Raw genomic sequence first — 12,724 nt, forward strand, 5'->3', positions numbered from 1 at the left:
ATTCAGTCGTGCAGCAACTCGAATGTGCCAGCGGCTTCGAACAGTGTTTCGTCGTGGATCTGCAACTGACGGATATCCAGTTGCGCCTGAACGTCGATCTGCGCGGTGAAGTGCCGGGCGCGCTGCGATTGAATGGTTTGCGCCGCATCGAATAGCTGTTCCGCGCGTGGCTGCGGCTCGGTATCGCGGGTCAGCATCGCCGCGCTGCCGTCTATTACCGCGTCGCTGATGCGCAGGCTGAATTGGCCCTGTTGGCCTAACCGGAAAACATTCGGGCCCGCGCTGGTGCCGTTGAAGCGCAGTTTGATTGGCGTTGGCGTCTGGCAGATCACCGTCAAGGTGAGTCGGTGAGTGTCCAGATTTACCCAATGTTGGCCGAGGGGTTGGTCGGGGAATGCGCCGCGATGTAATTGGCCGTAATCAACTTCGGACTGGCTCAATCGTGATTCGCAGTCAGCGGCGAAAATCGGTGTCATCAGCAGGTAGATGACTAGCGCGACGGCTGATTTAGCGCGCATGGCAAACGCCCTCCATGGCTTCATACAATTGATCGCTGTGAGTGTCGGGCGGCGGTTCCAGTTGCAGCTCGCAGCGGCGGTTGTTGGCGAGCTGAACGTGCAACGTCTGCGCGCCCTGCACATCACTCAAAAACGCTTTGCCGCCCTCAACGACTGAACCGAGCAACTGCCCCTGCTCCGTCAACACCGACGCGCCTCGGCTGATGGGCATTCCTTGCTCATCGACAATTTGCATTAGCACCCGACGCACGCTGATCACTTCGAAATCCAGCGTATTGAATGAGCCGCGTCCGGCCTGCACTTCTTTGAAACCATTGATCAGATCGACCCGGCGCGGCAACGTTCGAGTCATCACTTGCACGCGGCTTTGGCTGTACGCCGACAGCCCGGGAATCACCGCGCGCCCGTCGCCGTCCGTCCACACCGGGCCTGACGGCGTCGTTAACTGCACCCCCGAAAGATTTCCCACGGAAGCGATGCCGAAGGTGTCTTGAATGGCATAAGGGGAAAACGTCACGCCGTCCTCGTGCACAGCGATGCCGCCCTTGAGCTGGCCCATGTAACTGTTGCTCGCCGCGTCGCGGTTCACACCAAGCCCGACTTGGGCATAGCGCGGAAGCAGGCCGACGCTGGCGTTCAGCCGCGAACCGCGCGCCTCGCCGATGCCGTCGACGCCCAAGCGATAACTCACCGTGTCGTTGACTTGCTCGCTCAGCGCCGAGCCCAGCGTCGTTTGCGTATCGCGGTGGCTGGCATAGGTGCGCAACTGGCGCGAGCCGCCGAGGGGAATGCCGATGCTCAGGTGCATTGCCGTCGCGTTCGATTCGGCTTCGATGTTGAACGACACGCTGGCGTGCTTGAACCCCTTGCCCCACGAACCGCTCAAGCGTTGCCGGTGCTCGCCGTTGTGCAAGGCGCTGCGGCTGATTGCTGCACTGATCCCGCCCCACCGCGGATCCGCCCAACCTAGCGTCGCGCTGAATTGATTGGCGAAGCGCTGCTGCAATTGATCGGCGCTGTAGCTCTGGTTATCGAGCACATCGCGGTATTGCTCGCTGCGCAGTGTGGCGCTGAGGCCGAAACTGGCCCGTTCGAAAAATGCGCTCGATATGGAAAGGCTCTGCTGCACTCCCTGCGAATCGGTGTCGGCCTGCCGGGCTAAAACTGTGCGCCAACGCAGGTCAGCGTGCTGAAACAGACGGGTATCGATGCCCCAGCCGCTCGCCTGATAATTTGGCGTTGTCATCAGGCCGCTGCTGAGCAGCGACGTTGGCCCCAAGCCCCAACTGCCGCTGAGCGTGGCGACGGTTTGATTGTCGATCTGTTCATCCGCTCGCGAACGCAGGGTTCCCACCGCCAGGTGATAGCCGGGTCGGGCCTGACTGATTTGATGGAACGCCGAGACTGGTAACGCAAACTCCCTTGTCGCACCGTCCTCACCAATGACCTTCACCAGTAGATCATCGCTGCCGTTGAGCAAGGAAAATCCGCTCAGACTGAACGGCCCCGGTGGCACCCATGTGCTGTAGATCAGCGCGCCGGACTGGCGAACTTCGATGCGCGATGGGCTGTTGGCGATGCCATCGACAGCGGCGCTGGATTCGCTTGGCCGCACAGCGCTCTGGGCTGGAAAAAGCTGCGCGCCAGTGATGGGCACACCGGCAAACAGTGGACTGCTGGTGTTGATCTGGCCCAATTGCAACGTTGAATCGAGCCGTTGCAGATCGCGCTGGGCATAGCTGTAGAGGTGTTCGACGCCGCCAGTCTGCTGCCCGGAATTCCATTGCTGGCGACTGCGTACGATCCAGTCGGCCGTGTTGAAACCGGCCAGCGTTGAGGCCGAGATGTAGCGACTGCTGCCGGCCGAAGACGCGTTATCCAGTCCGAGCAAGTCGTAGCTGAACATCCCGGCGGTGCCGCCACGGGTGAAATTCGTGGTCGTTTGCGCCACATCGGCCAGTGCATGGGTTGGCACCAGCAGAAGCACTTCTTGTTGATTCGGCCGCAAAGTCACTTGTGTCTGTGGGTAATGCGCCTGGAAAGCAAGACAACCCTGGCTGTCGGTGATGCCTTCTTCAAGGCTGCGCAATCCAGCCTTGTTCAACAGGCTTTGGGTGAAACACAGCTCACCGGCGTTATCGAACTGCGCCTCTGCCCAGCCCTGCTGACGGCCATTGACGAACAGTGTCACCACGCGCCGGCCCTCGCTAAAACGCGGAGCCAGCCGAAAATACTCGGCCATGGCCGGGTCGATGCCGCGACTGCCGAGTACATCGGTGTCGAACTCCACCGTCCGGGATTGCGCAGCGAGTACGTGCTCACAGACACCGAGCGCCGCCAGACACACCGCTCGGGCAACCCCGCTGGCCATGCTTCAAGGCCCTTGGACATTGAGGCGAGCGTCGTAGCTGTCGACGGTGAAGCCATAAACCGTTGCCGGGTAAAACGTGACTCCCGTGGCCGATTGCGGCTGTTTATCAAGCTTGCGCTGCAGGACTTCGCCCGGCAGCACGTAGGTTCGACCGATATCGGCGACGTGATTCTGCGGGGTCAGCACGACCTCTTGGGATAGCCGTACGACGTAGGGGCTTTCATTGCGCACTTGCAGGACATCGCCCACCAGCGACCAATCAAGCAGCGTCCACGGCGTGGGATTTTTCGCCAGGCCACGCGGATGAATGATCAGCGGCAGGTTTTGCCGGATCGTAACGCCGACGGACGCCGTGTCTGCGGGTTTTCTCGGCGGTACGCCTTCGAAAATGATGCGTTTGAGGCGCTGGGTTTTCAGCGGTTCGGAGAACTGCCCGATCACCCGCACCAATTGTTTGTCCGAGGCTTCTACCCGGGTGATTGGCGGGGTTACCAGCGCGAGAAACTCGGGATCTTCCGGGAGGTTCTCGATCGACGAGTACAACAAGGCTGGCGTCGCATCGGTATTTTTTATATTGATGGTTGTTTCGCCATCCTCTTCATTAAGAATGACCACAGTAGTTTCTGGCACCATGCCGTCGGCGCGCACCGACAAACTTGCGACCAACACGGCAACAAAGAAAACAATTGGAATAACTTTAATTAAAACCATTACTCTGGCCACAGAACACCCTCACGAGCAACACAGCCTCGCGACAAAACAACGACAGTTAATTATTTAACAGCATGTTCCGGCACATCACTGTTCAGTGACATGCCGGCGGCGCTGACGACGATCAGAGATAGCTGAGTTCGAAAGTAGCCAGGCCATCCAGAGGCACATCATTATCGATGGTTAATTCCCCTGCCTTATTGATTACTGCCTGAACTTCCAGCACACCGGTTAAGGTGATGAAGGACACCGGCGCCAGCAGTCCGCTCATCCGCGACCAAGCCGCAACGTTATCTGCCTGACCGACCGCACCGGTGGCAGTTGCCAGCCAGCTGTTGCCATTGTCCACCGAAGTAATCGGCCTGATTGGCTGGCTCGCGGACAGGAAGCTGTCCGGCTTGAGGTTGATCGCATAGCCGCCAATGTGCTCGCCCTTGGCAGTCGCGCCCAGACCGTAGTTGTAGTTGTCGGTGTAATCCGCACCGATCGTGCTGGCCAGAATGCCCGGCACCTGACTGAAGCCTTTGCCGTCCTGCGCCTTCAGTCCGACCTTGGTCTGGCCCCGGCAATTGATGTTAAAGACGATCTCTTTCTTTTCCAGCACCGTGTACGAGGTCTGATTAAGATCCTCTGCCGCAATGTTGCCGTAATCGACAACGCCACCGCCCTGCAGAAACGGCACACAACTGGCCGGCACGATCGTGCCCTTTACCCGTAGATCAATAGCCGCCTGAGCATTGATAGAAACGCTGGCAATCATTGCAGCCGCCATTAAAGCACTTATTGTTTTCATAACTTGTCCACCTGACGCTTATTGACTTCAACACAGTTGAAGTCTTCATCCCTGTAAAAGAGTACAAGCAGGCAACAGCCAGCACTCATACCCGACTTACACAGTCTGAGGACATTGCCTACGAATAAGAAGAAGACACGGTGTCAAAGCCAGTAGGAAATTGCACTTATATAGCGAAGGAAGAAGTTATTAACACCCGTCGAAAAAGCTCCGCAACACCGAGGTAAAAAGCTCTATATATCGTAGGAATATATTCCACTTGCAACGTCACTCTTTGTATCAACTAACTCAGCGATAACTATATCCCGGTTCAGCATCCGATCGGCCATCTACAGCACCAACCTTGATCTCTGTGCGTTGGCGGCAGCCGTTGATCGTGGCACGATGTCGAGGTTATCGACCGAGACCCCCTGACCATGCCGCAATCCAAAGCCAAGAATTTGTCCCTGATCGCCGCAATCGACCTGGGCTCCAACAGCTTTCACATGGTCGTGGCCAAGGCCCAGAACGGCGAAATCCGCATCCTTGAGCGCCTCGGCGAGAAGGTGCAACTGGCCGCCGGCATCGACGATGAGCGCAAGCTCAACGAAGAATCGATGCAGCGAGGCCTCGATTGCCTCAAGCGTTTTGCCCAACTGATCAACGGTATGCCGCTCGGCGCCGTGCGTATCGTCGGCACCAACGCCTTGCGTGAAGCGCGCAACCGCCTCGAATTCATCCACCGCGCTGAAGAAATCCTCGGTCATCCGGTGGAAGTCATCTCCGGCCGCGAAGAAGCGCGGCTGATTTATCTGGGCGTGTCGCACACCCTCGCCGACACCCCGGGCAAACGTCTGGTCGCCGACATCGGCGGCGGCAGTACTGAATTCATCATCGGCCAGCGCTTCGAACCGCTGCTGCGCGAAAGCCTGCAAATGGGCTGCGTCAGCTTCACCCAGCGCTATTTCAAGGACGGCAAGATCACCCCGGCCCGCTACGCCCAGGCATACACGGCGGCGCGGCTGGAGATCATGAGCATCGAGCACGCCCTGCATCGCCTGACCTGGGATGAAGCCATCGGCTCCTCCGGCACCATCCGCGCCATCGGCCTCGCGTTGAAGGCTGGCGGGCATGGCACCGGCGAAGTGAATGCCGAAGGGCTGGCCTGGCTCAAACGTCGCCTGTTCAAACTGGGAGATGCCGACAAGATCGATTTCGAAGGCATCAAGCCTGATCGCCGGGCGATTTTCCCGGCGGGTCTGGCGATTCTCGAAGCAATCTTCGATGCGCTCGAACTGCAACGCATGGATCACTGCGAAGGCGCTCTGCGTGAAGGTGTGCTGTATGACCTGCTCGGCCGCCATCATCACGAAGACGTGCGCGAACGTACCCTCACTTCGCTGATGGAGCGCTATCACGTTGATGTCGAACAAGCGGCACGGGTTGAACGCAAAGCCCTGCACGCCTTTGATCAGGTCGCGGTGGACTGGGAGCTGGACGACGGCATCTGGCGCGAATTGCTGGGCTGGGCGGCGAAAGTGCACGAAGTCGGGCTCGACATTGCGCACTACCACTATCACAAGCACGGCGCTTATTTGATTGAGCACTCGGACCTCGCCGGTTTCTCCCGCGAAGACCAACAGATGCTCGCCCTGCTGGTGCGCGGCCATCGCCGTAACATTCCCAAAGACAAATTCGCCGATTTCGGTGACGACGGCGCCAAGCTGATTCGCCTGTGCGTGCTGCTGCGTTTCGCGATTCTGTTCCACCACATCCGTGGCACACAGGCGATGCCGCAGGTGGTGTTGCATGCCAAGGGCGACACCCTGGACGTGGAATTCCCGGAGAACTGGCTGGATGAAAATCAGCTGACTCAGGCAGATTTTGGCCTCGAAGCCGATTGGCTGACGCGAGTGGGCATCGTCCTCACCGTCCACTGAGTCTCGATTGGGCATAAAAAAGGCGATCCTTCTGGATCGCCTTTTTTATTGGGTGTTCGGCTGGGATTTAGTGGTGTGCGTGAGATCGATGCCCCTCACCCCAGCCCTCTCCCGAGGGAGAGGGGGCCGATCTTCGTGCTTTTCAAAATCTGAGTTCGACTCGATATGCCAGGTCGGTGTATAGCGCGAGACACCTCGGTCAGTCCCCTCTCCCTCCGGGAGAGGGCTAGGGTGAGCGGCTCTTGCCTTTGACCTTAGCTGCTCACCGGCAAAATCGGGCTACCCAACCGCTCCAGCAACGTCGCCTGCGCACTCCTCGGGTTCTGATTACCCGTCGGCGTGTTGCGGATGTAACGACCATCCGACTGCAAACTCCAGCTATGGGTATTGTCAGTCAAATACAGTTCCAGCTCTTTCTTCACCCGGGTCAGCAGCTTTTTGCCTTCCACCGGGAAGCAAGTCTCGACGCGTTTGTCGAGGTTGCGCTCCATCCAGTCGGCGCTGGAGAGGAACATCTGTTCGTCGCCGCCGTTGAGGAAGTAGAACACCCGCGTGTGCTCCAGGAAGCGACCAATGATCGAGCGCACATGAATGTTGTGCGAAACCCCGGCAATACCCGGACGCAGGCAGCACATGCCGCGCACCACCAGATCGATGCGCACGCCGGACTGGCTGGCCTTGTACAGCGCGCGGATGATCTTCGGATCGGTCAGCGAGTTGAACTTGGCGATGATGTGCGCCGGTTTGCCTTCGACGGCGAACTGGGTCTCGCGGGCAATCATGTCGAGCATGCCCTTCTTCAGCGTGAACGGCGCATGCAGCAGCTTTTTCATGCGCAGGGTTTTACCCATGCCGATCAACTGGCTGAACAGTTTGCCGACGTCTTCGCACAAGGCGTCGTCGGAAGTCAGCAGGCTGTAGTCGGTGTACAGCTTGGCGTTGCCGGCGTGGTAGTTGCCGGTGCCGAGGTGCGCGTAACGCACAATTTCGCCGGCCTCGCGACGCAGGATCAGCATCATCTTGGCGTGGGTCTTGAAGCCGACCACGCCATAGATCACCACCGCGCCGGCCGCTTGCAGACGGCTGGCCAGTTGCAGGTTGGATTCTTCGTCGAAGCGCGCACGCAACTCGATGACCGCCGTCACTTCCTTACCGTTACGCGCGGCATCGACCAGCGCATCGACGATCTCGGAGTTGGCGCCGGAGCGGTACAGCGTCTGGCGCACAGCGAGTACGTGCGGATCTTTCGCGGCCTGGCGCAGCAGGTCGACCACCGGGGTGAACGACTCGAACGGGTGCAGCAGCAGGATGTCCTGCTTGCTGACCACGCTGAAAATGTTTTCGCTGTTCTGCAGCAGTTTCGGGATCTGCGGGGTGAACGGCGTGTATTGCAGCTCTGGATGACTGTCCAGACCGGTGATGCTGAACAGCCGCGTCAGGTTGACCGGGCCGTTGACCTGATACAGCTCGCTCTCGCTCAGGTTGAACTGCTTGAGCAGGTAATCCGAGAGGTGTTTCGGGCAGGTGTCAGCGACTTCCAGACGCACCGCATCGCCGTAACGACGCGAGAACAACTCGCCACGCAGCGCGCGTGCCAGGTCTTCGACGTCTTCGGAGTCGAGTGCCAGGTCAGCGTTTCGGGTCAGACGGAACTGGTAGCAACCCTTAACCTTCATGCCCTGGAACAGGTCATCGGCGTGGGCGTGGATCATCGACGACAGGAACACATAGTTGTCGCCCGGGCCGCCGACTTCTTCCGGCACCTTGATGATCCGTGGCAACAGACGCGGTGCCGGGATGATCGCCAGACCGGAATCGCGACCGAAGGCGTCGATGCCTTCCAGCTCGACGATGAAGTTGAGGCTCTTGTTCACCAGCAACGGGAACGGGTGCGTCGGGTCGAGGCCGATCGGGGTGATGATCGGCGCGATCTCGTCGCGGAAATAGCGGCGTACCCAGGTCTTGAGCTTGACCGTCCAGTTGCGGCGACGGATGAAGCGCACCTGATGCTTTTCCAGCTCCGGCAGCAGGATGTCGTTGAGGATCGCGTACTGACGGTCAACATGACCGTGCACCAGCTCGCTGATGCGGGCCAGCGCTTGATGCGGTTGCAGGCCATCGGCGCCGGCCTGCTCACGGGCAAAGGTGATTTGCTTCTTCAGGCCGGCGACACGGATTTCAAAGAATTCGTCGAGGTTGCTGGAGAAGATCAGCAGGAACTTCAAACGCTCCAGCAGCGGATAGGACTCGTCCAGCGCCTGTTCCAGCACGCGGATATTGAACTGCAGTTGCGAGAGCTCGCGGTGGATGTACAGGCTGCTGTCATCCAGACCCGGAATGGTGATCGCCGGCACCGCCACAGCGGTTTCGGCCACCGGCGCGGGTGGCGCTGGCTCCAGTTCCGGCGGGGTCTCGGTGATTTGCTCCACCACCGGCTGAGCTTCTTTTACTGCAACTTCAGTGAGTCCTTCGGTATTCATCGAATGTTCCTGGGAGGGCTATTTCTGCTCTCGTAACAATTGAGCGGCACGGACAGCAAAGTAAGTCAGGATGCCATCTGCACCGGCACGTTTAAAGGAGGTCAGTGATTCGAGGATCACCGCTTCACTCAACCAGCCATTCTGGATCGCCGCCATGTGCATGGCGTATTCGCCACTAACCTGATAGACGAAGGTCGGCACTTTGAAGGCATCTTTTACCCGGAAAAGAATGTCCAGATACGGCATGCCCGGTTTGACCATGACCATGTCCGCGCCTTCAGACAAGTCCGCACCGACTTCGTGCAGCGCTTCGTCGCTGTTGGCCGGATCCATCTGATAAGAGGCTTTGTTGGCTTTGCCGAGGTTCGAAGCTGAACCCACGGCATCGCGGAACGGGCCGTAGTAGGCGCTGGCGTATTTGGCCGAGTAGGCCATGATCCGCACATTGACGTGGCCGGCGATTTCCAGCGCTTCGCGAATCGCCTGAATGCGACCGTCCATCATGTCCGACGGCGCCACCACCTGTGCGCCAGCTTCGGCATGGGACAACGCCTGACGCACCAGTGCGTCGACGGTGATGTCGTTCTGCACGTAGCCTTCTTCGTCGAGAATGCCGTCCTGACCGTGGGTGGTGAACGGGTCGAGCGCAACGTCGGTGATCACGCCGAGTTCCGGAAAGCGCTCACGCAAGGCGCGAGTGGCGCGCTGGGCGATGCCTTCAGGGTTCCACGCTTCAGCAGCGTCGAGGGATTTCAATTCAGGAGGCGTGACCGGGAACAGCGCCAGCGCCGGAATGCCCAGTTCAACCCACTTGGCCGCCTCTTCGAGCAGCAAATCGATGGTCAGGCGTTCTACACCGGGCATCGAGGCCACAGCTTCGCGGCGGTTCTCACCGTCGAGCACGAACACCGGCAGGATCAGATCATCAACCGTCAGTACGTTTTCCCTTACCAGCCGACGCGAAAAATCATCGCGGCGGTTGCGACGCAAGCGAGTGGCGGGGAACAGACGGTTGGCAGGGGTAAAGCTCACGGCGGACTCCTGAGCCCGCGCAAACGGGCGAGCGTGACAGTTATAGACGGCCATTATGACGAACAGATTACAGTTGTGTGAGGCCTGTGGCACGGTGACGGATTCCATTCTTATTGTAGGAATTGTTCACGTCGAGACACATTTGGACACTTTCATGAATGTGTCCGAAGGGTTAGGCTGCGCGTTCATTTCGCCAGCACCCAGACAATGCTCCAACAATTTCTGCATGACTTCGGCTACTTTGCCTTGTTTCTTGGCACGTTCTTCGAAGGCGAAACCATCCTGGTGCTCGCGGGCTTCCTCGCGTTCCGTGGATACATGGACATCAACCTGGTGGTGGTCGTGGCGTTCTTCGGCAGCTATGCCGGTGATCAGCTGTGGTACTTCATGGGGCGCAAGCACGGGCGCAAATTGCTCGCGCGCAAACCGCGCTGGCAGATGATGGGTGACCGCGCGCTGGAACACATTCGCAGGCACCCGGACATCTGGGTGCTGAGCTTCCGCTTTGTTTATGGCTTGCGCACGGTGATGCCGGTGGCGATCGGCCTGTCGGGTTATCCGCCGGGACGTTACCTGCTGCTGAACGGCATTGGCGCGGCGATCTGGGCCACGGCGCTGGCCGCTGCGGCGTACCACTTCGGCGCGGTGCTGGAAGGCATGCTCGGCAGCATCAAGAAATACGAGCTGTGGGTGCTTGGCGCCTTGCTGGTGCTCGGTGTTGGCCTGTGGCTGCGCCGCCGCTTCAAGAATGCGCGTCTGGCGAAGAAGATTTACGAAGACGAGCAAATTGCAAAAGCCGAACAAGCTGCCAAGGCTGAGCAACTGCAACTCGCCGAGCCAGCCAAGTCCGCCGAACCTAAACCGCCAGTCGAGTAACGCGCTGACGGCAGTTATACAGCCCGATGCCGCTGAGCAGGCTGTACCCGAGCAAGCCAGCCCAGATCATCGGGCTGGCCGGCCACAATCCAACCAGCGGCGCCAGCCACACCAGTGGCACATTCAACCCCAGCCGCAACAGCTCGACCTTCAGCGCCCACGGGCGATTCTCCAGGCTCACGCCCAACGCAAACACCCCGAACGTCACCGCGCCCCAGCCAAGCAACAGCGCAGCGGTCGGCAGGCTGCGTTCCAGATTCATCAGATAACTGCCCAGCGCGATGTAAAGGCAAAACTGCAGCGCCACGTAAAACTGCTGACGACGCTCAAGCGGCACTTCGAATTTACGGAAGCGGGCCAGATCCGGCTTGCTCATCGGGTACTTCGCCGCGACGTCCGCCGGGCGCCAACCGGTGCGCATGAACCAGATCCGCAGCTTGTCCCACTTGCGCTCGGCCCGCCGCGCGTCATCCCACAATTGCGCATAAAACTGTAGGTTGGCCCACAGCGGATTCCAGCTCGCCAGCGGCGTGGTCACGCCGAAAATCACCGGTTCGTTGTCCTCCTCTTCCTGAAACGAGCCGAACAGACGATCCCAAAAAATGAACACCCCGCCGTAGTTGCGATCCATGTAGAGAGCGTTCTGTGCATGGTGAGCCCGATGATTGGACGGCGTAACGAAGAACCACTCGAACCAGCCGAGCTTGGGAATGTGTCGGGTGTGGACCCAGAATTGATAGAGCAGGTTCAGCGCCGCGACGCTGACGAACACCAACAAAGGCACGCCAAGCACGGCCATCGGCAGGTAGAAAATCCAGCCGAGCAGAAACCCGGTGCTGGTCTGGCGCAGCGCGGTGGAGAGGTTGTACTCCTCGCTCTGGTGATGCACCGAATGCGCGGCCCAGAGGATGTTGCGTTCATGGCCCATGCGGTGCAGCCAGTAGTAGCAGAAATCGTAGAGGACGAAGGCCAGTACCCAGACCCAAACGCTGTCTGCCGGCAGTTTGAACAGCGCCAGATGCTCGAGGGCGAAGGCGTAGGTCAGCAGCCCGACGCCTTTGGTCAGCAGCCCGGTGGTGGTCGACAACACGCCGGTGCTGATGCTGTTCACCGCATCGGCGAGGCGATAGTTGCTCACCCCGCGCCAGCGGTCGGCGATCAGTTCGAGCGCAATCAACACGAGGAAAAACGGCACCGCATACAGAATCAAGTCCATGACGCGCCCTGCTCGCAATCGTATGAACAGATCCTAGGTGTAGCCGCCCGTTTACCCTATGGCAACGCGCGACAATTTAGTGGACATTTAGCGCCATGAATCTGGAGAGAAACCCATGAGCAAAAAAGTTGCAGTGATCCTGTCCGGCAGTGGCGTGTACGACGGCGCCGAGATCCATGAAAGCGTCATCACCCTGCTGCGCCTTGATCAACGCGGCGCGCAGGTACAGTGCTTCGCCCCGAACATCGCGCAATTGCACGTGATTAATCACCTGACCGGCGAAGAAATGCCCGAGACCCGCAACGTGCTGGTCGAGTCGGCACGGATTGCCCGAGGCAACATCAAGGACATCCGCGAGGCTGACGTCGACGACTTCGATGCGCTGATTGTGCCCGGCGGTTTTGGGGCGGCGAAGAACCTTTCCAACTTTGCTGTCGAAGGCGCGGGCTGCAGCGTACAGCCTGAAGTGCTGGCGCTGGCCGAGGCGTTTGCCGAAGCGGGTAAACCGGTGGGTTTGATGTGCATTTCGCCGGCTCTGGCCGCGAAGATCTACGGCCCGGGCGTGACCTGCACCATCGGCAATGACGCCGACACCGCCACGGCGATGAACAAGATGGGCGCGACGCATGAAGATTGCGCCGTGACCGAAATCATCGAAGACAAGGCGCGCAAACTGGTGACAACCCCGGCTTACATGCTGGCGCAGAACATCAGCGAAGCGGCTTCGGGGATCAACAAACTGGTCGATCGGGTATTAGAGCTAACCCACGAAAACGACGCTTGATCCAAGACAACACACAAAACCAAA

The 12,724-nt window shown here is 59.3% G+C and carries 10 protein-coding genes; 3 read left to right on the plus strand and 7 right to left on the minus strand.

The window, feature by feature from the left end; all coding sequences use genetic code 11:
* Positions 1–2: 2 nt before the first annotated feature.
* From KFS80_RS14540 to KFS80_RS14555, 4 genes are all read right to left on the minus strand, one after another.
* The gene (locus tag KFS80_RS14540; protein ID WP_212545134.1) at positions 3–518 is read right to left on the minus strand and encodes a DUF1120 domain-containing protein; all 516 of its coding nucleotides are present in this window, start codon (positions 516–518) and stop codon (positions 3–5) included.
* Positions 508–2,889 (minus strand): fimbria/pilus outer membrane usher protein, encoded by a 2,382-nt coding sequence (locus tag KFS80_RS14545; protein ID WP_212545135.1) that lies wholly within the window; start codon positions 2,887–2,889, stop codon positions 508–510. Before KFS80_RS14545 ends, KFS80_RS14540 begins: the two co-directional genes overlap by 11 nt.
* Positions 2,890–2,892: 3 nt before the next feature.
* On the minus strand, positions 2,893–3,600 hold the full coding sequence (locus KFS80_RS14550) for a fimbria/pilus chaperone family protein (RefSeq protein WP_212545136.1): 708 nt from the start codon (positions 3,598–3,600) through the stop codon (positions 2,893–2,895).
* Between the two features lie 124 nt (positions 3,601–3,724).
* Entirely contained in the window at positions 3,725–4,360 is a 636-nt protein-coding gene (locus KFS80_RS14555) for a DUF1120 domain-containing protein (RefSeq protein ID WP_212545137.1), read from the minus strand.
* Between the two features lie 449 nt (positions 4,361–4,809).
* On the opposite strand from KFS80_RS14555, the gene ppx reads away from it, so the two are divergent.
* Positions 4,810–6,312 (plus strand): exopolyphosphatase, encoded by a 1,503-nt coding sequence (gene ppx / locus KFS80_RS14560; protein WP_212545138.1) that lies wholly within the window; start codon positions 4,810–4,812, stop codon positions 6,310–6,312.
* 254 nt (positions 6,313–6,566) lie between these two features.
* Here ppx and ppk1 read toward each other — a convergent pair whose 3' ends face one another.
* On the minus strand, positions 6,567–8,792 hold the full coding sequence (ppk1, locus tag KFS80_RS14565) for a polyphosphate kinase 1 (RefSeq protein WP_053124923.1): 2,226 nt from the start codon (positions 8,790–8,792) through the stop codon (positions 6,567–6,569).
* 18 nt (positions 8,793–8,810) lie between these two features.
* The gene (gene hemB / locus KFS80_RS14570) at positions 8,811–9,824 is read right to left on the minus strand and encodes a porphobilinogen synthase (protein ID WP_212545139.1); all 1,014 of its coding nucleotides are present in this window, start codon (positions 9,822–9,824) and stop codon (positions 8,811–8,813) included.
* 207 nt (positions 9,825–10,031) lie between these two features.
* Here hemB and KFS80_RS14575 point away from each other — a divergent pair, with 207 nt between their 5' ends.
* On the plus strand, positions 10,032–10,700 hold the full coding sequence (locus tag KFS80_RS14575; RefSeq protein ID WP_053124926.1) for a DedA family protein: 669 nt from the start codon (positions 10,032–10,034) through the stop codon (positions 10,698–10,700).
* On the opposite strand, the gene KFS80_RS14580 is transcribed toward KFS80_RS14575, so the two are convergent.
* Entirely contained in the window at positions 10,681–11,916 is a 1,236-nt protein-coding gene (locus KFS80_RS14580; RefSeq protein WP_212545140.1) for a sterol desaturase family protein, read from the minus strand. The genes KFS80_RS14575 and KFS80_RS14580 overlap by 20 nt on opposite strands.
* A gap of 115 nt (positions 11,917–12,031) precedes the next feature.
* Between KFS80_RS14580 and elbB the strand changes: the two genes are divergently transcribed.
* Positions 12,032–12,700: an isoprenoid biosynthesis glyoxalase ElbB gene (elbB, locus tag KFS80_RS14585; RefSeq protein ID WP_008084520.1), complete on the plus strand. Its 669-nt coding sequence runs from the start codon at positions 12,032–12,034 to the stop codon at positions 12,698–12,700.
* Positions 12,701–12,724: the final 24 nt, after the last annotated feature.

The sequence above is a fragment of the Pseudomonas rustica genome (genome assembly GCF_018336155.1).
Classification (GTDB): domain Bacteria; phylum Pseudomonadota; class Gammaproteobacteria; order Pseudomonadales; family Pseudomonadaceae; genus Aquipseudomonas; species Aquipseudomonas rustica.

Coding starts and splice junctions, on each gene's coding strand:
- KFS80_RS14540 (WP_212545134.1), bottom strand. CDS start 518: ATGCGCGCTAAATCAGCCGTCGCGCTAGTCATCTACCTGCTGATGACA.
- KFS80_RS14545 (WP_212545135.1), bottom strand. CDS start 2,889: ATGGCCAGCGGGGTTGCCCGAGCGGTGTGTCTGGCGGCGCTCGGTGTC.
- KFS80_RS14550 (WP_212545136.1), bottom strand. CDS start 3,600: ATGGTTTTAATTAAAGTTATTCCAATTGTTTTCTTTGTTGCCGTGTTG.
- KFS80_RS14555 (WP_212545137.1), bottom strand. CDS start 4,360: ATGATTGCCAGCGTTTCTATCAATGCTCAGGCGGCTATTGATCTACGG.
- ppx (WP_212545138.1), top strand. CDS start 4,810: ATGCCGCAATCCAAAGCCAAGAATTTGTCCCTGATCGCCGCAATCGAC.
- ppk1 (WP_053124923.1), bottom strand. CDS start 8,792: ATGAATACCGAAGGACTCACTGAAGTTGCAGTAAAAGAAGCTCAGCCG.
- KFS80_RS14575 (WP_053124926.1), top strand. CDS start 10,032: ATGCTCCAACAATTTCTGCATGACTTCGGCTACTTTGCCTTGTTTCTT.
- KFS80_RS14580 (WP_212545140.1), bottom strand. CDS start 11,916: ATGGACTTGATTCTGTATGCGGTGCCGTTTTTCCTCGTGTTGATTGCG.
- elbB (WP_008084520.1), top strand. CDS start 12,032: ATGAGCAAAAAAGTTGCAGTGATCCTGTCCGGCAGTGGCGTGTACGAC.